19 protein-coding genes are annotated in these 21,375 nt (G+C 71.4%); 9 read left to right on the forward strand and 10 right to left on the reverse strand.

Annotated features, from left to right (window positions below):
* Positions 1-23: 23 nt before the first annotated feature.
* Entirely contained in the window at positions 24-752 is a 729-nt protein-coding gene (locus tag ABT354_RS35655; protein WP_351501711.1) for a type 1 glutamine amidotransferase, read from the reverse strand.
* A 31-nt stretch (positions 753-783) separates the two neighbouring features.
* On the reverse strand, positions 784-2,019 hold the full coding sequence (locus ABT354_RS35660) for a MurT ligase domain-containing protein (protein ID WP_351501713.1): 1,236 nt from the start codon (positions 2,017-2,019) through the stop codon (positions 784-786).
* Between the two features lie 113 nt (positions 2,020-2,132).
* Here ABT354_RS35660 and def point away from each other — a divergent pair, with 113 nt between their 5' ends.
* Complete coding sequence (gene def / locus ABT354_RS35665) at positions 2,133-2,669, forward strand: peptide deformylase (protein WP_351501715.1); 537 nt, start codon at positions 2,133-2,135, stop codon at positions 2,667-2,669.
* 245 nt (positions 2,670-2,914) lie between these two features.
* Here def and ABT354_RS35670 read toward each other — a convergent pair whose 3' ends face one another.
* Positions 2,915-3,577: a TetR/AcrR family transcriptional regulator gene (locus ABT354_RS35670; RefSeq protein ID WP_351501717.1), complete on the reverse strand. Its 663-nt coding sequence runs from the start codon at positions 3,575-3,577 to the stop codon at positions 2,915-2,917.
* Between the two features lie 226 nt (positions 3,578-3,803).
* Between ABT354_RS35670 and ABT354_RS35675 the strand changes: the two genes are divergently transcribed.
* Together ABT354_RS35675 and ABT354_RS35680 are read left to right on the forward strand one after the other, a co-directional pair.
* Complete coding sequence (locus ABT354_RS35675) at positions 3,804-5,033, forward strand: acyl-CoA dehydrogenase family protein (protein WP_351501719.1); 1,230 nt, start codon at positions 3,804-3,806, stop codon at positions 5,031-5,033.
* A 367-nt stretch (positions 5,034-5,400) separates the two neighbouring features.
* Positions 5,401-6,651: a helix-turn-helix domain-containing protein gene (locus ABT354_RS35680; protein WP_351501721.1), complete on the forward strand. Its 1,251-nt coding sequence runs from the start codon at positions 5,401-5,403 to the stop codon at positions 6,649-6,651.
* Between the two features lie 67 nt (positions 6,652-6,718).
* On the opposite strand, the gene ABT354_RS35685 is transcribed toward ABT354_RS35680, so the two are convergent.
* Positions 6,719-7,255, reverse strand: a complete 537-nt coding sequence (locus ABT354_RS35685) for an NUDIX domain-containing protein (protein WP_351501723.1) — start codon at positions 7,253-7,255, stop codon at positions 6,719-6,721.
* Between the two features lie 110 nt (positions 7,256-7,365).
* On the opposite strand from ABT354_RS35685, the gene ABT354_RS35690 reads away from it, so the two are divergent.
* The 4 genes from ABT354_RS35690 to ABT354_RS35705 all read left to right on the forward strand — a co-directional run bounded on the left by ABT354_RS35690 (position 7,366) and on the right by ABT354_RS35705 (position 10,500).
* Complete coding sequence (locus ABT354_RS35690; RefSeq protein ID WP_351501725.1) at positions 7,366-8,601, forward strand: helix-turn-helix domain-containing protein; 1,236 nt, start codon at positions 7,366-7,368, stop codon at positions 8,599-8,601.
* Positions 8,602-8,698: 97 nt separating this feature from the next.
* Positions 8,699-8,899 (forward strand): hypothetical protein, encoded by a 201-nt coding sequence (locus ABT354_RS35695; protein WP_351501727.1) that lies wholly within the window; start codon positions 8,699-8,701, stop codon positions 8,897-8,899.
* Positions 8,896-9,111 carry a DUF7848 domain-containing protein gene (locus ABT354_RS35700; protein ID WP_351501729.1) on the forward strand — a complete coding sequence of 72 codons (216 nt, stop codon included), beginning with the start codon at positions 8,896-8,898 and terminating at the stop codon, positions 9,109-9,111. Before ABT354_RS35695 ends, ABT354_RS35700 begins: the two co-directional genes overlap by 4 nt.
* A 1,158-nt stretch (positions 9,112-10,269) precedes the next feature.
* On the forward strand, positions 10,270-10,500 hold the full coding sequence (locus ABT354_RS35705) for a hypothetical protein (protein WP_351501731.1): 231 nt from the start codon (positions 10,270-10,272) through the stop codon (positions 10,498-10,500).
* 47 nt (positions 10,501-10,547) lie between these two features.
* On the opposite strand, the gene ABT354_RS35710 is transcribed toward ABT354_RS35705, so the two are convergent.
* Genes ABT354_RS35710 through ABT354_RS38160 form a run of 3 tightly spaced genes read right to left on the reverse strand, consistent with a single transcriptional unit; the run spans position 10,548 to position 14,503 of the window.
* Positions 10,548-11,033, reverse strand: a complete 486-nt coding sequence (locus tag ABT354_RS35710) for a glutathione peroxidase (protein ID WP_351501733.1) — start codon at positions 11,031-11,033, stop codon at positions 10,548-10,550.
* A gap of 19 nt (positions 11,034-11,052) precedes the next feature.
* Positions 11,053-11,946, reverse strand: a complete 894-nt coding sequence (locus ABT354_RS35715; protein WP_351501735.1) for an acyl-CoA thioesterase — start codon at positions 11,944-11,946, stop codon at positions 11,053-11,055.
* Positions 11,947-11,989: 43 nt separating this feature from the next.
* Positions 11,990-14,503 carry a DEAD/DEAH box helicase gene (locus ABT354_RS38160; RefSeq protein WP_502983566.1) on the reverse strand — a complete coding sequence of 838 codons (2,514 nt, stop codon included), beginning with the start codon at positions 14,501-14,503 and terminating at the stop codon, positions 11,990-11,992.
* Positions 14,504-14,705: 202 nt separating this feature from the next.
* On the opposite strand from ABT354_RS38160, the gene ABT354_RS35735 reads away from it, so the two are divergent.
* Both ABT354_RS35735 and ABT354_RS35740 read left to right on the forward strand, forming a co-directional pair.
* Positions 14,706-15,497 (forward strand): metal-dependent hydrolase, encoded by a 792-nt coding sequence (locus tag ABT354_RS35735; protein ID WP_351501737.1) that lies wholly within the window; start codon positions 14,706-14,708, stop codon positions 15,495-15,497.
* A gap of 244 nt (positions 15,498-15,741) precedes the next feature.
* The gene (locus ABT354_RS35740) at positions 15,742-16,005 is read left to right on the forward strand and encodes a hypothetical protein (protein ID WP_351501739.1); all 264 of its coding nucleotides are present in this window, start codon (positions 15,742-15,744) and stop codon (positions 16,003-16,005) included.
* A gap of 93 nt (positions 16,006-16,098) precedes the next feature.
* Here ABT354_RS35740 and ABT354_RS35745 read toward each other — a convergent pair whose 3' ends face one another.
* The 3 genes from ABT354_RS35745 to ABT354_RS35755 all read right to left on the reverse strand — a co-directional run.
* On the reverse strand, positions 16,099-17,910 hold the full coding sequence (locus ABT354_RS35745; RefSeq protein WP_351501741.1) for an ABC transporter ATP-binding protein: 1,812 nt from the start codon (positions 17,908-17,910) through the stop codon (positions 16,099-16,101).
* Positions 17,907-19,766, reverse strand: a complete 1,860-nt coding sequence (locus ABT354_RS35750) for an ABC transporter transmembrane domain-containing protein (protein ID WP_351501743.1) — start codon at positions 19,764-19,766, stop codon at positions 17,907-17,909. Before ABT354_RS35750 ends, ABT354_RS35745 begins: the two co-directional genes overlap by 4 nt.
* A 172-nt stretch (positions 19,767-19,938) precedes the next feature.
* Positions 19,939-21,375: Gfo/Idh/MocA family protein (locus tag ABT354_RS35755; protein WP_351501745.1), on the reverse strand; the 1,437-nt coding region annotated here is incomplete at its 5' end.

The raw sequence follows: 21,375 nt of genomic DNA on the forward strand, positions 1-21,375 counted from the left end.
GGCCGGGCGGCGGCCGCGCCCCCTCAGGCGGGCTGGGTGGCGGCGGCGACGCGCTCCGCGCGCAGCGCGTCGTACCAGCGGTCGTCCGTCGGCGGCAGCGCGTTGACATCGAGCGCCAGCTTCAGCAGCAGATCCGCGAGCTGCGGATTGCGGGCCATGACCGGGCCGTGCAGATAGGTGCCGAAGACGGTGTCGTGGTACGCGCCCTCGGTGCCGTCGCCGGTGCCGTTGCCCCGGCCGACCGTGGTCCGGGCCAGCGGCCGGGCGGTCGGGCCGAGGTGGGTGATGCCCTGGTGGTTCTCGAAGCCGGTCAGCTGCGGCAGCCCCAGCCGGGGGTCGGTGTCGGCGAGGACATCGCCGACACACCGCTCACCCTCGCCCCGGGTGGAGTAGACATCGATCAGACCGAGGCCGGGCTCCCGCTCCCCGAGGTCGTTGATGAACTCGTGGCCCAGGATCTGGTATCCGGCACAGACCGAGAAGATGATCGCGCCGTTCTCGGCGGCGCGGTTGAGCCCGCCGTCCCGCCGCAGCCGCTCGGCGGCCAGCCGCTGCGGCCGGTCCTCACCGCCGCCGATCAGATAGATGTCGCCGGAGGTCGGGATGGGCTGGTCGCTGCGGACATCGAGGCGCATGACATCGAGACCGCGCTGCCGGGCACGGCGCTCCACGACGAGCGCGTTGCCCTGGTCGCCGTAGGTGCTGAGGAGGTCCGGGTAGACCCAGACCAGCCGCAGGCTGCTGTCACTCATTCGGTTACGTCCCTCACGTCTCATCGGTGGCTCAGTTCCCGACCCGCCGGCGCACGTCCTGGAAGGCCGTGTAGTTGGCGATCAACTCGATCCTTCCCGGCGGGCACATGCCCACCGCCTCGTCCACGGTGTCGCAGACCCGGAAGTCCAGACCGGCCACCTCCAGCCGGACCGCGAGATCCATCCGGCGGTCGCCGATGACGACGATCGGATGACCCGCGAGCTGGGGATAGTCGACGTCCCAGAGCCAGGAGGTGTCGGTGCCGTCGGCGCCGCGCGCGTTGACGGCGAGGATCACCGGAGTGGGCGGGGGATCGATCAGTGAGAAGGTCTCCAGCCACCCCGCGGGGTTCTTCGCCAGCAGCAGCCGAATCTCCCGGTTCTGGAAGGTGATGACGTCGTACCGCCCGGCGACGGCCTGGACCGAGTACATCCGCTCAAGACCGACCTGCGGGGGGACCCCGAAACAGGCGGCGACGGCGGCGGAGGTGGCGGCGTTGGCCTTGTTGGCGCGGCCGGGGAGCTGGAGCCGGATCGGCCAGGCCTGGCCGTGCGGGTCGAGGACGTAGTCCCCGTTGAGCACCCAGCTCGGGGTGGGACGGCGGAAGCCGCACTCACCGCAGTACCAGTCGTCGCCGGGGCGCTGCATCACACCGCCGCAGGCGGGGCAGGACCAGGCGTCGTCCTTCCACTCCTGGCCGGCCGCGACCCAGACCACCTGGGGCGAGGAGGAGGCCGCCCAGACGATCAGCGGGTCGTCGGCGTTGGCGATCACGATCGCCTTGGAGCCCGCCAGGCCCTCGCGCCACTTCTCCGCGAGCATCCGGGTCTCCGCCGCGCGGTCGAGCTGGTCGCGGGAGAGATTGAGCAGCGCGATGGCCTTCGGCTCCACATCGCGGGCCACCCCGGCGAGGTACTTCTCGTCCACCTCGATGACGCCGAAGCGGGCATCGGAGCCACCGGCCAGCGCGGAGGTGATCCCGGCGGGCATATTGGCGCCGAGCGCGTTCGACACGACCGGTCCCGCGGCGCGCAGCGCCTCGGCGATCAGCCGGGTGGTGGTGGTCTTGCCATTGGTGGCCGACACGAGGACGACGTCCAGGTGCTGCGCCAGCCGTCCCAGGAGATCGGGGTCGAGCTTGAGCGCGACCCGGCCGCCGATCACCGAGCCGCTGCCGCGTCCGGCCGCGCGCGAGACCGCCGCTGCGGCTTTGCCTGCCGTCACGGCGAGCTTGGCGCGGGGCGACAGCTCCGAGTTGCCTGACATCGTCCTTGATCCTCCTTGCATCGGTCCGCCCAAGCCTATCCAGGTTGGGCGGGCCGCCCGAACCTCGGCACCGGCGGAGCGGGCGCACCTCGGCCGAACGTAGGCTTGACGCCATGCGAAACCGGTCGATCCCTGGCAGTTCCGGACTCGTGCGGCCCTTGAGCCTGCTCGGCGATCCGGTGCTGCACTCACCCTGTGAGAGTGTCATGGACTTCACCCCGTCGCTCACCCGCCTCGTCGAGGATCTGTTCGCCTCGATGTACGCGGCGAACGGGGTGGGGCTCGCCGCCAACCAGGTCGGCACGGGGCTGCGGGTGTTCGTCTACGACTGCCCCGACGACGAGGACGTCCGTCACCTCGGACACATCGTCAACCCCCGCCTGGTGGCGGCGGACGGGGTGACGGTACGGGGCCCTGAGGGGTGTCTCTCGCTGCCGGGCCTGGAGGCGCCGGTGGAGCGGTACGACCGGGCCGTGGTGGAGGGTTTCCGCGCCGACGGGAGCCCGGTGCGGGTGGAGGGTACGGGCTTCTTCGCCCGCTGCCTTCAGCATGAGTGCGACCATCTCGACGGTACGGTCTACCGGGACCGGGTGACGGGCCTGCGGCGCTCCCGGCTGGAACGGGCGATCCGCCGGGCGCCCTGGTCGTAGGCCCCGGGCCGCCCGGCCCTCGGGGGCACGGCCTCCGGGGCTCGGAGTGCTCGCCATCACACGGTCCCGCCATCACACGGTCCCGGCATCACTCGGCTCCGGCATCACTCGGCTCCGGCATCACTCGGCTCCGTCATCACTCGGCTCCGGTACTGCTCGGCTTGGGCGTCGCTCGGTTTCGGTATGGCCCGGCTTCGGTATGGCCCGGCTTCGGTACTGCTCGGTTTCGGTATCGCCCGGCGTGGTCAGAATCCCGGCCCGCCCTCCCGGTCCGCGACCACCGCGAGCCGCCCCCAGAGGAGATCCATGAGGCTGTGCACCAGCTCGGCCCGGGAGCAGGGGCGCTCGCCGAGCCACCAGTCACCGGCCGCGTGCATCATGCCGACGATGCCGTGCCCCCAGACCCGGGAGAGCCGCTCGGCGTCCGGCCCCAGGTCGACCCGCTCATGGATGACCTTGGCCAGTTCCTCGCCGAGCCGTCTCAGTAGCGGCGCCGAGTGGCGGCCCACATCGAAGCCGGTCTCCGCCGTGCCGTGATCGGCCGGCGCCGGGTCCTCCGCCGGATGCATCAGAAAGCGGTACACCTGGGGCCGTGCCTCGATGGCCGCGAGATAGGTGTCGAGGGTCGCGGCCACCCGCTGCCGCCGGTCCGCGGGGGCGTCCAGCGCGCCGCGCAGGGCTTCCAGCAGGGCGTCGGTGTGCCGCTTGGCCAGCGCCCGGTAGAGCCCGCCCTTGTCGCCGAAGTGCCGGTAGAGGATCGGTTTGGTGATCCCGGCCTCCGCCGCGATGGCGTTCATGGACGCCTTCGGGCCGTCCCTGAGTACCACCCGGTCCGCCGCCTCCAGGAGTTCCCGCCGCCGCTGATCGGCGGATCGGTCCTGGTCGGAGGATTGGTGTGTGGTCGCCATAGGTGCTTCTCCCCGCCCGAGTGATTCCGTGACGCCTGCGCAAACTAACACTCCGTCGGTCGGCTCCCGGCATCGGCCGGGATCGGTTGACAGGCTCTACCACCCGGTAACAGACTCCCTCCACCTACTGTGTTACCGCTAGTAACGCCCTGAGTGACACTCCTGGGTGGGACTCCTGGCGGCACTTCTGGTGACGCGTAAGCGCCCGACCTACGCTGGAGGGGACATGTCCGGGTTCACGCTCGAACTGACCGACGACCAGAGGCAGCTCCGCGACTGGCTGCACGGCTTCGCCGCGGAAGTGATCCGTCCCGCCGCCGCCGAGTGGGACGAGCGCGAGGAGACCCCCTGGCCGATCATCCAGGAGGCGGCCAAGGCCGGGATCTACTCCCTCGACTTCTACGCCCAGCAGTTCTTCGACCCCACCGGACTCGGCATCCCGCTGGCGATGGAGGAGCTGTTCTGGGGCGACGCGGGGATCGCCCTCTCCATCGTCGGCACCGGACTCGCCGCCGTCGGGGTGCTCGCCAACGGCACCGACGAGCAGATCGGCACCTGGGTCCCCCAGATGTACGGGGACGCCGACGCCCCGAAGGTCGCCGCCTTCTGCTCCTCCGAACCGGACGCCGGCTCCGACGTCGGCGCGATGCGCACCCGTGCGGTGTACGACGAGGCCCGCGACGAATGGGTCATCGACGGCACCAAGACCTGGGCCACCAACGGCGGCATCGCCCATGTCCATGTCGTCGTCGCCGTGGTCGACCCGGAGCTGGGGGTCAAGGGCCACGCCTCCTTCGTGATCCCGCCCGGCACCCGGGGGCTGAGCCAGGGGCAGAAGTTCAAGAAGCACGGCATCCGGGCCTCCCACACCGCCGAGGTCGTCCTCGACGGCGTCCGGGTCCCCGGCCACTGCCTCCTCGGCGGCAAGGAAAAACTGGACGCCCGCCTCGCCCGCGCCCGCGATGCCGCCCGGGGGCCGGCGCCCGAGCGGGTCCGCAACGCCGCGATGGCCACCTTCGAGGCCTCCCGCCCCGCCGTCGGCGCGATGGCCGTGGGCACCGCCCGCGCCGCCTACGAGATCGCCCTCGACTACGCCCGCACCCGCACCCAGTTCGGCCGCCCGATCATCGACAACCAGGGCATCGCCTTCCAACTCGCCGACATGCGCACCCGCATCGACGCCTCCCGCCTCCTGGTCTGGCGCGCCTCCTGGATGGCGGCGACGAACAAGCCCTTCACGGCGGCGGAGGGCTCCATGTCCAAGCTGTACGCCAGCGAGACGGCGAAGGATGTGACGGCGACGGCGATCCAGATCCTGGGCGGTAACGGGTACACCCGTGAGTACCCGGTGGAACGGATGCACCGGGATGCGGGTATCTACACGATCTTCGAGGGGACGAGCGAGATTCAGCGGTTGGTCATCGCGCGGACGCTGGCGGGGGTGCCGATCCGCTGAGGCGGGCTGGGGGCGCCTCGCGGGGCGGATTGGCTTGGGGCGGGGAGGGGTAGCGTGTTCGCGGTGGTCGAGTCGGTTCAGTAAAGCGCGTGCAAAGCCCCCGCTGGGGCCCAGGTCAGGAAGGGTAGTCCCCGTGGGCGCGGGGGTGTTCCGAAGGTCATCGGCGTCGGCATGGACGACGCGAAGTGCTCCCCGCAGGCGCGGGGTGGCCTTAAATCACGTCGCCCCTGTGGGTGAAGCCGAGGCGCGCCTGTGTACTCAGCTTGCCGCCTGGCGTAAAGGAAGTTGAGGGCGCAATCAGGAGTCCCGAGAGTGGCCCCACCCCCTAGCCTGACAGTGACGAAGCTGATCAGAGAGGGGCAAGTCCGTGTCTGCTCAAGCTACTCCGGACCCGTACTCGGACCCGCTCGCTTTTGGGCAGCGGCTCCAGATTTTGCGTACGCGTCGAGGCGTCACCCGGGAGACGTTGGGCGGGCTCATGGGCCGAAGCGGCTCGTGGGTCAAGGCGTTGGAGACCGGCCGTCTGAAGACGCCCAAGCTGGACGTGATCCTTCGGCTTGCCGAGGTGCTCCGCGTCCGGGACCTTTCCGATCTTACGGGGGACCAAGCCGTGTCCGTCCCGCTCTTCGCCGGACCCGGCCATGCTCGGCTCGGTGCCGTCCGGGACGCCGTCGACACGCTCATGCTCGTACCGGACAGGGAGGCGCCCCCGACTTCGCATCTGGCGGCCCGTCTCGCTCGGGCGTGGGCCGCGCGGCATGCGTCCCCCAACCATCGAGAGGTGGTCGGCGCTCTGCTTCCCGAGTTGATCCGGGATGCTCAGCTGGCCGTACGACAGGCCGGGGCGGCTCCGGATCGGCGTGCCGCGCAAGCGGTGCTCTCCGAGGTGTACTCGTTGGCCCAGTTCTTCATCGCGTACCAGCCGGATGCCGCGCTCCTGTGGCGGGTTGCCGAGCGGGGCATGGTCGCCGCGCAGGAGTCCGAGGACCCCCACACCGTCGGGGTGGCCGCGTGGCTGAGCGCGCAGGCCCACCGGGACGCGGGGCCGGCCCACTTCGATGCGGCGGATTCCGTGACCTCGGCCGTGCTCTCCTACCTCACTCCTCTTCTGTCCGACGCGGACGACGATGTCATCGCCATCACCGGCGCACTGACCTTTGAAGCCGGGTACACCGCTGCTCGTCGTGCGGCCACCGGCACCGCTTGGCGGTACTGGGACGAGGCCCGCGCGATGGCGGCCCGGCTTCCGTCGGAGTACTTCCACCCCGTCACCAGTTTCGGTCGCGCCGTCATGGGGGCTCATGCGGTCACCGTCGCCGTTGAGCTGCGTCAGGGAGGTGAGTCGGTGCGCCAGGCGGCGGCCTCGGACACCTTGTCGATTCCGTCCCGGCCACGGTGGGCACGGCACAGGATCGAGGAGGCGCGCGGGTACCAGATGGACGGTCAGCCCGACGTCGCGCTGGACACCTTGGCGCGGGCGCACGAGGCGGCGCCCGAGACGATCCAGTACAACGGGTACGCCAAGACGATCATCCTGGAGGAGGCCGAGTCGAAGTCCGCCGCACGTCGGCGCCGTGCGTCGGCCCTCGCGGTGAAGGTGGGGCTGCTCGCCGCGTAACCAAAGGGGCAGATTCTGTGCCCGGAGCATCTCCAGGTGCTCAATCTCATGGCCTCGCACGGGGTGGCTACTTACGCATCCGCAGGTGGTGGAGGAGTAGCAGCGCCGCCACCGTGTTCGCCGACCGGATCTCCCCGCGCTGGACCAGATCGGGCACCCGGGCGAGCGACACCCACTCCCGACGGGCCGACTCGATCGCATCGCGCGGTTCTCCCATTCGCTCGGCGCCGTCTGCCCAGTACACCCGATGGTGCGAAGTGGAGATTCCCGGCATGGGGTCCACCGCCAGCAGCAGCCGCATCGGGCCCGGCCGCCACCCGGTCTCCTCCTCGAACTCCCGTCCGGCTGCGACTGCTGGGTCCTCGCCCTCGCCGGTGCCGCCGGAGGGCAGCTCCCACCCCCAGGCTCCGGTGATGAACCGATGCCGCCACAGAAGCAACACCTCGTCCGCCGCGTTGACGACGGCCGCGACGGCGACCGGTCGTACGCGGATCACGGTGTGGTCGAGGTGGCGGCCGTCGGGCAGCTCGACATCGGCCATCGCGACCCGCACCCACCGGTTCTCGTACACGGTGCGCTCGCCTCGGGCAATCCACTCGGACACCGCCGCCCATTACCTCTCCGTTGGATTCGCACGAGCTGCACCCCCCGAGTCCCGGGTAGTAACAACTCCCCGTCCCTCCTACGCTACAGAGGGCATAGAGAGGGGCCACCGTGGATTTCCCAGACGACCTCAGCACTGGCCAGCGCATCCGTCTGATTCGCGAGTCCCGCGGTATGACCCGCGAAGTCCTCGCGGGTATGTGCGGACGCGGGCCCGACTGGCTCAAGAAAATCGAGAACGGCGACCGCCACCTCCGTTCCCACGCCCTGATCCTCCGTGTCGCCGCAGCGCTCCAGCTCACGGACATGTCCGTTCTGACCGGTGGAGCCCGGGACGGCGTCACACAGCCTGTCCATATCGGCCGCCTCCACCACCCGGCCATGCCCCCTATCTGGGACGCCGTCATGGGCCACCGCCTCGCCGCCCCGCCGGCCCACCCCATGGACGTACCAGCCCTGCAGACCCGCGTTGACCGGACATGGCACCTGTGGCACAGCACCGGTCAGAACCGCACCGCAGTGCTGCGGCTGCTGCCGGCGCTCATCCGTGACGCCGAGCATGCCGTGCGAACCAGCAGCGGAGAGACCCGGCGGGCAGCGCTCGTGGCACAGTCCGACACCTATCGGCTGATGGGGCAGGCCACGGCGTACATCGCGCCCCCGGAACTGGCATGGGTCGCTGCCGACCGGGCGATGGCCGCCGCGCAGAGCGCCGACGAGCCCGCCGCCATAGCGGCTGCGGCCTGGAACCTGGGGAACATCCTGCGGGAAACGTCCTATGCGGACGAGGCGTTCCAGGTCGTCACCGACGCGGCGTCCCTCATCCACCCCCATCTGGAAACAGGGCCCGATGACTGGCGCGGGATCTACGGGGCGCTGCAACTGCACGCTGCGGTGACCTTGGCACGCGACGGGCGGGCCGGGGACGCGTGGCGGCACTGGGAGGCGGGCGACCAGGTCGCCAAGAGCCTCCCGGCCACCTACGTCCACCCGTCCACCGTCTTCGGCCGTGCGAACGTGGACTTCCACGAGGTGTCCGTTGCCGTGGACCTTCGGACCGCCCGGCGTGCGCTGTCCGTAGCGGATGCCCTGGACCCGGATGCGATGCCGTCGGTGGAGCGTCGGGCGCGCCTGTGGGTCGAGGTTGCCCGCGGGCACCTCCAGCGCGGGGACCGGACCGCCGCACTGCACGTGATGCAGATCGCTCACCGGATCGGCGCGGAGACCGTGGCGTACACGCCGTCCGCGCTGAGCACGGTGACGGAGTTGTGGCGGTCGGCGCCACGGGCGCTGCGCCCGGACGCGGCCCGGCTGGCGGAGGCGATCGGGCTGCAGGACGCGGGCTAGAGGGTCAGTACGGGTAACGGGGACACCCTGTCCCCGTTACCCGTCGGTAGCACTCCTACGGTGACCCAACGCAACCGGTCCACCACCAGGAGCCTCGATGTCTCAGCATGCCTCCCTCAGACGCGGCGCCGATCTCAGCGGAGACCCCGTCACCGGCGAGCTGCGTATCCCTGTCTCCCTGTGGCGTGTCGACCGGCAGGACACCCATGTCGACCTCGTCCTCTCCGGACCGGAGGCCGACTGGCTCCACGGGTGCCTCACGCTCTTCCTCGACCGGCGCAACCGTGAGAACTCATGAGCGCCCACCTCGTTCTCTCCCCGGTCCCGGGAGCCCCCACGACCCGGGTGCTCCAGTGCACCCGGTGCGAAGCATCCTCGCCGCTGATGCCGCCGGTCGCGGACTTCGAGGGATGGGCCCTCGGGCATGTGCTGCTGACGGGACACCAGGTGTACCAGCAGGTGACGACCGAGCTGCTGGGCGTGGTGCCCGGTGGGGGAGTGCCGTCGTGAGCGTGCCCGCGTTGCCGAGGCGGCGCCCGACGTCGTACCGAACGCCCGAGTGCGCGGGTGACGCGTGTGAACTGTGCTTCGGGCCTGAGGAGATACGGCTGGAGCACGAGGTGCCCACGGAGCACCTGGTTGTCGCCGTCGAGTGCTGCTGCGGCTGTCACCTCTCCTGACTTCCTGAACCCCCGCCCACCGCACGGGCGGGACCCGCCCGCCCCCTCGGGTGCCGGACGCTCCTGCCCCGGGCCCGGCGGCGAGGGGGCGGGTGACCAGGACCGTCGCCCGCGCGGGCCCGCCAACTCCTCCCCGGCGGGCCCCGGGCGGCGGATCCCCGGCAACCAGCGGTGCCGGGCCCACCCAACCCAGGGGAGGAGCGGCGGCTGCACGGGATGTGCCGCACCCTGGAGATGAGCCTGGTGGCGATGGTCCGGGATCCAGGACCAGGACCCCGGCGACTGGGGCGCGATCCCCCGTAACCTCCACGCCCGCTACCGGCACCTCACCCACGACGGCCGGTTCGGCGGCGTGGACCGGCGCGCACTCCAGCTCCTCATCGCATCGGGGTGGTGCGAGCCCCAGGCCCACCTCGGCACCCGGGCGAGAGCCCACCGTCGGCTACGCGTACGACAACGACCTCGCCCTTGACCACATCCTCCACCGGGGCTTCACCCCGAGGGCGTACGCGACCCACGACACACCCCACACCCGCGACGCCAGCGATCACCTCCCCGTCGTCCTTGACGCCGACCTCCTCTGATCGGAGCGGCTGGCGCGGTGGCGGGTCCGGTAAAGTGCAAAGCCGCCGCTGAGGTCCAGTTCAGGAAGGGTGCTCCCCGCAGGTGCGGGGGTGTTCCGTTCAACTACCAGATCATCACCCGCTACAGCTCGTGCTCCCCGCAGGCGCGGGGTTCCTGGGGGCAAGGCCCCCCGGGCGAACGTGCGTCCATGGTGCGGAAAGCCGTGAAAAGCCGCAGGCCGCCCGGGGTTCCGGAGGGGCGTGGAGAGGGCATCACAGGATTGAGCGCGCACGGCGGTCGCCAGCGGCGCAACCCTCTCGTGAACCCGGGCCGGCGCGGTCCGTCCCGTACGCGTGCTCAACCCACCGTGCCCCACCGTGTGCCACAGCCTTGGCACAGCCATGCCTCCAAGGGGGATCCGACCATGAAGGACACGTCCAAGCGTACGGTCCGGACCGTACTCCAGACCGGGGTCGCCCTCGCGGCGGCGTTGCCCGGGATCGTCTCGGCCTCCGGGATCCCGGGGACCCTGCCGTGGGTGGCGGGCGCGCTCGCGGTCGCGGGTGGGGTGACGCGGGTGATGGCGCTGCCGGTCGTCGAGGCGGTGCTCGACCGCGTCGGGATCGGGCTGGCCGGGCCCCGTACCGAACACTGAGGCCGCGCCGGGGCCGGGGCGCGGGGCCCCGGCACCGGACGTGCGGGTTAGAGCAGCGCCTCGATCGCCGCGACCACCTCGGGTGCCTCCGGGTCCGTCCCCGGGCGGATCCGGGCCACCACGCGGCCGTCCGCGTCGATCAGGAACTTCTCGAAGTTCCACTGCACATCCCCGGCCGCGCCCTCCGCGTCCGGCACCGCCGTCAGCTCGGTATAGAGCGGATGGCGGTTCTCCCCGTTGACCTCCGTCTTCTCCAGCAGGGGGAAGCTGACCCCATAGCTGGTCGAGCAGAAGGCCGCGATCTCCTCGGCGGTCCCGGGCTCCTGGCCCGCGAACTGGTTGCAGGGGATCCCGACGACGGTGAACCCCCGCTCCCCGTACGCCTTCTGGAGCCGCTCCAGACCGGTGTACTGCGGGGTCAGACCGCACTGGGAGGCCACATTCACCACCAGGACGGCCTTCTCCCGCCAGGTGCCCAGCGTGGTGGGCTCACCCGCGAGGGTGCGCAGCGGGATGTCGTACAGCGTTGCCATGGCACAAGCTCCTCATCAGTCAGGAAGGGAGGTCCACCGCGCCCAGCGGCCGGAACAGACCCTCCTGGACCACAGATACCAGCAAGGAGCCTTCCCGGTCGTAGATCCGGCCACGCGCCAGCCCCCGGCCACCCGTGGAGATCGGCGACTCCTGGTCGTAGAGGAACCATTCATCGGCCCGGAACGGACGGTGGAACCACATCGCGTGGTCCAGCGAGGCCATGTCGTACCCCCGCCGGCCCCAGAGCGGCTCGACCGGGATCCGGACCGCGTCGAGCAGCGTCATGTCGCTGGCGTACGTCAGCGCACAGGTGTGCACCAGCGGATCGTCGCCCAGCGGGCCCACCGCCCGCATCCACACCGCGCTGCGCGGGTCGGACTCCTTCTCCTTGATCTCCGCCGGGGTCCAGCGCAGCCGCTCCGTGTACCGGATGTCGAACGGCTGGCGCCGGGCCATCCGTTCCAGCGCCTCCGGCAGCGACCCCAGCCGCTCGCGGATCTCCTCGGCCACCGTGGGCAGCGACTCCGGGTCCGGGAAGTCCAGCCGGGGCGGCAGCTGGTGCTCGATGCTCCCCTCCTCCGGCCGGTGGAAGGAGGCCGTCAGGTGGAAGATGGTCCGCCCCTGCTGGACGGCGGTCACCCGCCGGGTGGTGAAGGAGCGGCCGTCCCGGACCCGCTCGACCTGGTAGACGATCGGCACCCCGGGGCGGCCCGGCCGCAGGAAGTAGGCGTGCAGCGAGTGCACCGGGCGCTCCCCGTCGGTGGTGCGCCCGGCCGCGACCAGCGCCTGGCCGGCGACCTGCCCGCCGAAGACCCGTTGCAGGGACTCCTCCGGGCTGTGGCCCCGGAAGATGTTCACCTCGATCCGCTCCAGATCGAGCAGATCCACCAGACGCTCGGCCGGGTTGGTCATGGAAACCTCTCCTCGCTCTGCCGTGCTGCCGCTGCGGGGGGTGTCAGAGCTGGCCGACAGCGGTCACCCGGACCACCGCGCGGCCCTCCTCGTCGGAGGCGGCCAGATCGACCTCCGCACTGATCCCCCAGTCATGATCCCCGTTCGGGTCGGCGAAGATCTGCCGGACCCGCCAGAGACCGTGCGGCTCGTCCTCCTCGATCAGCAGCAGCTTCGGGCCGCGCGCGTCGGGGCCGGTGCCCAGGTCCTCGTACTCGTCCCAGTACGCGTCCATCGCCTCGCCCCACGCGTCCCTGTCCCAGCCGGACTCCGCGTCCAGCTCGCCCAGGTCGCCCACCCGGTCAAGCGCCGCCAGCTCCACCCGCCGGAACATCGCGTTCCGCACCAGCACCCGGAAGGCGCGCGCATTGGCCGTGACCGGCTTGACCTGGTCGGCCTTCTCCTGGGCCTCCTCCGCGCTCTCCACCTCCGGATTGGCCAGCTGCTCCCACTCGTCCAGCAGGCTGGAGTCGACCTGACGCACCATCTCGCCCAGCCAGGCGATCAGATCCTCCAGGTCCTCCGACTTCAGATCGTCCGGAATGGTGTGCTCCAGCGCCTTGTACGCGGACGCCAGATAGCGCAGCACGATCCCCTCGGTACGGGCCAGCTCATAGAACGAGGTGAACTCCGTGAACGACAGCGCCCGCTCGTACATGTCCCGGATGACCGACTTCGGGGACACCGGGTGGTCGCCGACCCAGGGGTGGCTGGTGCGGTAGAGGTTGTACGCGTGCCAGAGCAGCTCCTCCAGCGGCTTCGGGTACGTCACCTCCTGGAGCCGTTCCATCCGCTCCTCGTACTCGACCCCGTCCGCCTTCATCAGCGCGACCGCCTCGCCCCGCGCCTTGTTCTGCTGGGCGCCCAGGATCTGGCGCGGGTCGTCCAGCGTGGACTCCACCACCGAGACCATGTCCAGGGCGTACGAGGGGGACTCGGGATCCAGCAGCTCGAAGGCGGCCAGCGCGAAGGTGGACAGCGGCTGGTTGAGCGCGAAGTCCTGCTGGAGATCGACGGTCAGCCGGACGATACGGCCCTGCGCGTCCGGCTCGTCCAGCCGCTCCACCACCCCGCCGGCCAGCAGCGAACGGTAGATCGCGATGGCCCGGCGGATGTGCCGCAGCTGCGCCTTGCGCGGCTCGTGGTTGTCCTCCAGCAGGCTGCGCATCGCGTCGAAGGCGTTCCCCGGCCGGGCGATCACCGCGAGCAGCATGGTGTGGGTGACCTTGAAACGCGAGGTCAGCGGCTCCGGGTCGGAGGTGATCAGCTTGTCGAAGGTCGTGTCCGACCAGGCGACAAAGCCCTCCGGCGCCTTCTTGCGGACCACCTTGCGCCGCTTCTTCGGGTCGTCGCCCGCCTTGGACAGCGCCTTCTCGTTCTCGATCACATGCTCGGGGGCCTGCGCCGCCACCAGTCCGGCGGTGTCGAAGCCGGCCCGGCCCGCACGGCCGGCGATCTGGTGGAACTCCCGCGCCCGCAGGGTGCGCACCCGGGTGCCGTCGTACTTGGTGAGCGCGGTGAAGAGCACCGTACGGATCGGAACGTTCACGCCCACGCCGAGGGTGTCCGTACCGCAGATGACCTTGAGCAGCCCGGCCTGGGCGAGCTTCTCCACCAGCCGCCGGTACTTGGGCAGCATGCCGGCGTGGTGGACCCCGATGCCATGGCGGACATACCGGGAGAGGTTCTGGCCGAACCTGGTGGTGAACCGGAAGCTGCCGATCATCTCGGCGATCCGGTCCTTCTCCTCCCGGGAGCACATATTGATGCTCATCAGCGACTGCGCCCGCTCCACCGCCGCCGCCTGGGTGAAGTGCACGATGTAGACGGGGGCCTGCCGGGTCTCCAGCAGCTCGGTCAGCGTCTCCGTGATCGGGGTGCGCCGGTACTCGTACGAGAGCGGGACCGGGCGGGTCGCCGAGCGGACCACGGCGGTGGGGCGGCCGGTGCGCCGGGTGAGATCCTTTTCGAAACGGGAGACATCGCCCAGGGTCGCCGACATCAGGATGAACTGCGCCTGGGGCAGTTCCAGCAGCGGGATCTGCCAGGCCCAGCCCCGGTCGGGCTCGGCGTAGAAGTGGAACTCGTCCATCACGACCTGGCCGATATCGGCGTCCTTGCCGTCCCGCAGCGCGATCGAGGCCAGCACCTCGGCGGTGCAGCAGATGATCGGCGCGTCGGCGTTCACGGAGGCGTCGCCGGTGAGCATGCCGACATTCTCGGTGCCGAAGATCTTGCAGAGGTCGAAGAACTTCTCCGACACCAGCGCCTTGATCGGCGCGGTGTAGAAGGTCACCTGGTCATGGGCGAGGGCGGTGAAGTGGGCACCCGCCGCCACCAGGCTCTTTCCCGAGCCGGTGGGGGTGGAGAGGATCACATTGGCCCCGGAGACCACCTCGATCAGCGCCTCCTCCTGCGCCGGGTAGAGCGAGATCCCCCGGCTCTCGGCCCAGGAGGAGAAGGACTCGAAGAGGGTGTCGGGGTCGGCGTCCGGCGTCAGCTGATCAATGAGGGTCACGCCCCCATCTTGCCTGCCTTCCGTCCCGATCAGAGAACCGGAGGGGAGGACGACAGAGAATCGGAGCGGCGACGACAGAGGACCGGAGGGGGACCGCAAGATCACAAACGATACGCTGGTCCGTCGGGCCCGGCCGGGCCAGGGCCCGGCAGTGGCGGCGGACCCGGGATTTCGGGAACAGAAGAGGCGGGGGACAGAGCGGATGATGGGACCGGCGCACTCGCTGTCCGGAGCGGCGGCCTGGCTGGGGGTGGGCGCGGCCACCGCGGCGGCGGGCCATGCCATGCCCTGGCCGGTGCTGCTGGTCGGCGCGCTGATCTGCGCGGGTGCGGCCCTCGCACCCGATCTCGACCACAAGGCGGCGACGATATCGCGCTCCTTCGGGCCGATCTCCCGGCTGCTCTGCGAGATCGTCGACAAGCTCTCGTACGCGGTCTACCAGGCCACCCGCAAACCGGGGGACAAGCGCCGGACCGGCGGCCACCGCACCCTCACCCACACCTGGGTCTGGGCGGTGCTCATCGGCGCCGGGGCCTCGGCGCTCGCGGTCACCGGGGGCCGCTGGGCGGTGCTGGCGATCCTCTTCGTCCATCTCGTCCTCGCCGTCGAGGGACTGCTCTGGCGGGCCGCCCGGGTCTCCAGCGACATCCTGGTCTGGCTGCTCGGCGCCACCAGCGCCTGGATCCTCGCCGGGGTCCTCGACGCCCCCGGCGGCGGCTCCGGCTGGCTCTTCACCGAGCCGGGCCAGGAGTATCTGTGGCTGGGGCTGCCGATCGTGCTGGGCGCCCTGGTGCATGACATCGGGGACGCGCTCACCGTCTCGGGCTGCCCGATCCTGTGGCCCATCCCGATAGCGGGGCGGCGCTGGTATCCGCTGGGGCCGCCGAAGGCGCTGCGCTTCCGGGCGGGCAGCTGGGTGGAGCTGAAGGTGCTGATGCCGGTCTTCACCGTGCTGGGGGGAGTGGGCGGAGTGGCCGCCCTGGAGATCGTCTGACTCCGGCCGCCGCCGGTCACCGGCCCGGTGCCGGGACCCCGGCCCGGTGTGCGGTCCACCCGGGTGGTCGGAAGGGTGGCCGGGGGAGTGGCCGGGGGCGTGGCCGGAAGGGTGTCGTCCACCCGGGCGGGGTTCTAGCATCCGGGACAACGGTCCGTCGTGGACATGTCCACGATGCCGAGCACCGACCGCTCGCGGGAGCACCGCCCCGCACGCGTACCGCCTCGCACCATTGGGAGTGACCATGCCCCGCCGTATCGTCGCCGTCCTCGCCGGACTCGCCCTCAGCGCCTTTCTGATCGGCGCCGCCGCCCAGCTCGCCAAGATGGCGGGGCCCGAGCGCGCCACGCGGGCCGCCTTCGAGCACAAGCGGATCAGCGATGTCGCCCCCATCCTCATCGGCGGCTTTCTGATCGGCGCCGCCGCCCAGTCCGTCCAGGACGCTCCGGCGGAGGGCTCCTCCGGCCACACCGTCCTGGCCATGAACAAGGCCGAACTGGTCGGCTGAGCCCCAGCCACCCGTACCCGAACGGGTCCGGCACCCGTACACGAACGGGCCCCGTACGCCAAGAGCGGTGTACGGGGCCCGGTGGCGTCTTGGTCACCCGTGCCAGGAGCGCCAGAGCGCCGCGTACGCCCCGTCCACCTCGACCAGCTCGTCATGGCTGCCCAGCTCGCTGATCCGGCCCTGCTCCACCACGGCGATCAGATCGGCGTCATGGGCGGTGTGCAGCCGGTGCGCGATGGCGACCACGGTCCGGCCGTCCAGCACCCGGGAGAGCGAACGCTCCAGATCACGCGCGGCCCGGGGATCCAGCAGCGAGGTCGCCTCGTCCAGTACCAGGGTGTGCGGATCGGCCAGCACCAGCCGGGCCAGCGCCAGCTGCTGCGCCTGGGCCGGGGTCAGTACCTGCCCCCCGGAGCCCACCTCGGTGTCCAGCCCCTCCGCCAGCGCCCGCGCCCAGCCCTCCGCGTCCACCGCGCCCAGGGCCTCCCACAGCTCGGCGTCGGCCGCCCCGTCCCGCGCCAGCAGCAGATTGTCCCGCAGGGTCCCCACGAACACATGGTGCTCCTGGTTGACCAGCGCCACATGCCGCCGTACGCCCTCGGGGGTCATCCGGGACAGCTCGGCGTCCCCGAGCGCCACCCGGCCCGAGCGGGGCGCGTAGATGCCCGCCAGCAGCCGGCCGAGGGTCGACTTGCCCGCTCCCGACGGCCCGACCAGCGCCACCCGGGTGCCGGGCGCCACCTCCAGCGACACCTCGTGCAGCACGTCCACCCCCTCGCGATAGCCGAACCGCACCTCCTCCACCCGCATCCCACGGCCATCGGGCCGCAGCTCCGGGTCCCCGCCCTCCGGCTCGATCTCCCGTACGCCCACCAGCCGGGCCAGCGACACCTGGGCGATCTGGAGTTCGTCGTACCAGCGCAGCACGATCCCCACCGGGTCCACCAGCATCTGTGCCAGCAGCGCCCCGGTGGTCAGCTGGCCGACCGTCAGCTGTCCCTCCAGCACCAGCCAGCCGCCGATCAGCAGGACCCCCACCAGCACGGTGACATGGGTGAGCGTGATCGCCGGGAAGAGCACCGAGCGGAGGAAGAGGGTGTACCGCTCCCACCCCGCCCAGCGCCGCAGCCGCGCGTCGGAGAGGGCGACCCGCCGTGAGCCCAGCCGGTGGGCCTCCACGGTCCGCCCGGCGTCAACGGTCTCGGCGAGCGCGCCGACCACCGAACCGTACGCCGCCGCCTGCACCCGGTAGGCCCGGGGCGCGCGCCGGAAGTACCAGCGGCAGACCACGATCAGCAGTGGCGCCGCGATCAGCACGGCCAGCGCCAGCGGCGGCGCCGTCACCGCCAGTCCGGCGATCAGCAGCCCGGCCCAGACGATCCCGATGGCGAGCTGGGGCACCGCCTCGCGCATCGCGTTGGCCAGCCGCTCCATGTCGGTGGTCACCCGGGAGAGCAGATCGCCGGTGCCGGCCCGCTCCACCACCCCCGGCGGCAGCGCGACGGAGCGTACGAGGAAGTCCTCCCGCAGATCCGCGAGCAGCTGCTCCCCGAGGACCGCCGCACGCAGCTGCATCACCCCGACGAAGACCGCCTGGATCACCAGCGCCACCACGAAGACGGCGACCGTGCGCTCCAGATGCAGCTCGCGGGCGCCGTCGCCGATCCGCTCCACCGCCGTGCCCAGCAGCTGGGGGCCGGCCATGGAGGCGATCACGGCCACCGCGTTGGCGCCGGTGAGCGCGGCGAAGGAGCGCCGGTGGCGGCGGAGCGACTCCAGCGCCCAGGCGCGTACGGTCGCACCGCTCGCCACCGGCAGGGTCGGGGCCGCCTCGGGTGCCGCCGGGTCATGGGTGGGCGGCGCCACCCCGAACCGGCTCGGCGGCAGGGAGATCGTCTCGCTCATCGGCACTCCTCGCCGGTCGCCAGGGCCGGCGCCGGTACTCCGGGGGCCCCGTCGCCGTCGTGGTGGTCGGGGGTGGGGTCAGTGGTCTCGCGGGTGACGACCGAGCGGTAGCGCGGCTCGTCCCGCAGCAGCTCACGGTGGGTCCCCACGGCGGTCACCGTCCCGTTCCCGCCGTCCACCAGGACCACCCGGTCGGCGAGGTCCAGCAGCAGCGGCGAGGAGGTGAGGACCACGGTGGTCCGCCCGGTGCGCAGCTCCTTGAGCCCCCGGGCCACCCGGGCCTCGGTATGGGCGTCCACCGCCGAGGTCGGCTCGTCGAGGACCAGCACCTCGGGGTCGGTCACCAGGGAGCGGGCGAGCGCCAGCCGCTGGCGCTGGCCGCCGGAGAGGGAGCGCCCGCGTTCGGTGATCCCGGCGGCCATCGGGTCGCCGTCCGCGCCGGATTCCCGGGCGAGGGCGTCCAGCACATCGCCGCAGTAGGCGGCCTCCAGCGCCGCGTCGGCCGTGACCCGGCCGGAGGCGGGCACATCGAGCAGCTCGCCCAGGGTGCCCGAGAGCAGCACCGGCTCCTTGTCCTGGACCAGGACGGCGGTACGGGCCCGGATCAGCGGGAGGTCGTCCAGCGCCACCCCGCCGAGCAGTACGGAGGCCCGCTCCCGGTCCGGGTCAGGTGTGATGGGGTGGCCGCCCAGCCGCTCCGCCAGCTCGCCGGCGGCGTCGGGGTCGCCGCAGACCACGGCGGTCAGCCGGCCCTCGGGTGCCAGCAGCCCGGTCTCCGGGTCGTACAGATCCCCCTTCGGATCCCCCGTGACCGTGGCCGCCTTCTCAGGAGAGGTGTCGGGGGAGGCGTGGGTGTCGTCGGTACGGCGCAGCGCCAGCACCCGTGCGGTGCGCCGGGCCGAGGGCCTGGAGTAGGCGTAGGCCAGGGCCAGTTCGGCGAAGCTGCGCAGCGGATAGTTGGCGAGCAGGACCGCGCTGTAGACGGTGACCAGCTCACCGACGGAGATCCGGCCGTCGCGGGCGAGCGAGGCCCCGTACACCACCACGGAGATCATCAGCAGTCCGGGCAGAACCACCTGGACCATGCCGATCAGGGCCCACATCCGGGCGCTGCGCACGGCGGCGGTGCGCACCTCCTGGGAGGCGGTGCGGTAGCGGGCGAGGAACAGCTGCTCGCCGCCGATGCCGCGCAGCACCCGCAGCCCGGCGACGGTGTCGGAGGCGAGTTCGGTGGCGTATCCGGCGCGTTCGCGCTGGATGTCGGCGCGCCGGGAGGCGGCGGGCAGCAGGGGCAGCGAGGCCAGGGCGATCACCGGGACGCCGAGGGCGACCAGGGTGCCCAGCTCGGGGGAGTGGAGCACCAGTACGGTACAGACCGCGACCAGGGCGGTGGCGGCGGCGGTGAAGCGGGAGAGGACCTCGACGAACCAGCCGACCTTCTCCACATCGGCGGAGGAGACGGCCATCACCTCGCCCGCCGCCACCCGGCGGGTGAGGACCGCGCCGAGTTCGGCGGTCCGGCGGGAGAGCAGCTGCTGGATACGGGTGGCGGCGGTGGTCCAGTTGGTGGTGGTGGCCCGGTGCAGCATCCCCTCGCCGAGGGCGACGGCCGCACCGAGCAGCAGTATCAGTCCGGCCGCCCGCGCCAGCCCGGTGCGGGAGTCGTCGGCGACGGCCTGGACGGCCATGCCCACACCGAACGGCAGCGCGGCCACGGCGAGTTGGTTGAGCAGGCCCCAGGAAAGCGCCTTGAGCTGTCCGTCGAGCTGGCGCCGGCCGAGCCAGAGCATGAAGCGGGTACCTGAACGGACGTCGGGGTCACCTGGGTCGGGATACGGAAGGTCGCGAATGTGCATGACGTCCCAGTGCGATCGAGAGAGGCGCAAAGAGCGTCAAGGCTCGCGGCTGCGGGGAGGTTTACGCAATTCCATTCCGGGGAAGGGCGGTAGATCACGCCAGTCGGTATGAGGGATTCCGCCAGCAGGGTCGGCCCGTGCGGGCCCGAGATCCGGGCCCGCACGGGATTTCTCACTCCGAAGGTTTGTCCGAATCCATGCCTGTGCGCTTCCGGCGCCACTCACCCCGGGTGAAGTCCGGTACGGGCAGCGGCGCTCCCTGCGCCTTGATGGAGGCATGACTGAGCGGTACGGGGGCGGTCCAGGTGGCCGCGTCGTACACATCGAAGTCCGGCACCAGACCCAGCCGCATGCACTGCATCAGGCGGAAGACCATGATGTAGTCCATGCCGCCATGGCCGCCGGGCGGGTTGGCGTGCTCCTTCCACAGCCAGTGGTCCCACTCGGCGTACCGGGCGAAGCTGCCCCACTGGTGGTTGGTGTGGTCGGGCTCGACATAGATCCGCGCCGGATAGTCCTCGAAGACGCCCCGGGTGCCGCCGAGGCTGTTGATCCTGCTGTACGGGTGCGGAGTCGACACATCGTGCTCCAGCCGGATGATCCGGCCCTTCGCGGTCCGCAGCATGCTCACGGTCCGGTCGGCGCCGATATAGCTCTCCTTCCAGCTGGGGTCGCCGGGCGGCATATGGGCCTCGCGGTACTCGGCGAGCCCCAGCGCGGGCGTACCGAAGCTCGCCAGGGAGACCACCCGGTCGCCCCGGTTCACATCCAGGTAGTTGGCGACCGGCCCGAAGCCGTGGTTGGGGTAGAGGTCGCCGCGGAGCCGGGTGTGCCACAGCCGCCGCCAGGGGCCCTCGTAGTAGTCGGGGGAGAACATCAGCTCGCGCAGATCGTGGTTGTACGCCCCCGCCCCGTGCAGCAGCTCGCCGAAGATCCCGGCGTGCGCCATCCGCAGCACCCGCATCTCGTTCCGCCCGTAACAGCAGTTCTCCAGCTGCATACAGTGGCGGCGGGTGCGCTCGGAGAGGTCCACCAGGGCCCACAGCTCGTCCAGGCGCATCGCGACCGGACACTCGACGCCGACATGCTTCCCCTGGAGCATGGCCGCCTTCGCCATCGCGAAATGCGTCTCCCAGGGGGTGGCGACATAGACGAAGTCGAGATCGCCGCGGGCGCAGAGCTGTTCGTAGTCGTCCTCGTCCTTGGTGTAGAGCGCGGGCGCGGGCGCCCCGGTCGCCGTCACCTTGGCGGCGGCGCGCTCCGCCTTCTCCCGGACGGGGTCGCAGAGGGCGACGACCCGGACGCCGGGCTGGGCGAGAAAGAGATCGATCATGCTGCCGCCCCGGTTGCCGAGGCCGATGATCCCGACCCGCACGGTGGAGCGGCGGGCGAAGGGGACCCCGGCCATGGTGCGGCCCTGGCGCGGGGGCGCGGCGGTCCCGACCGCGCCGGTACCCTCCGCGCCGGCGGGGGCGCTGGGGGCGGCGGCGGCCTGGCCCGCGCCGAGCCCGCCGCGGCCCCGGGCAGCAGGGGCCGTATCCGGCCCTCGTCGGCGGCGTTGTCCAGGATCAGCAGCAGTCGGCGGGGCGCGGCCAGTGAGCGGAACAGC

Origin of the sequence: Streptomyces sp. NPDC000594 (assembly GCF_040299965.1) — a bacterium.
In the GTDB taxonomy this organism is placed as follows: Bacteria; Actinomycetota; Actinomycetes; order Streptomycetales; family Streptomycetaceae; genus Streptomyces.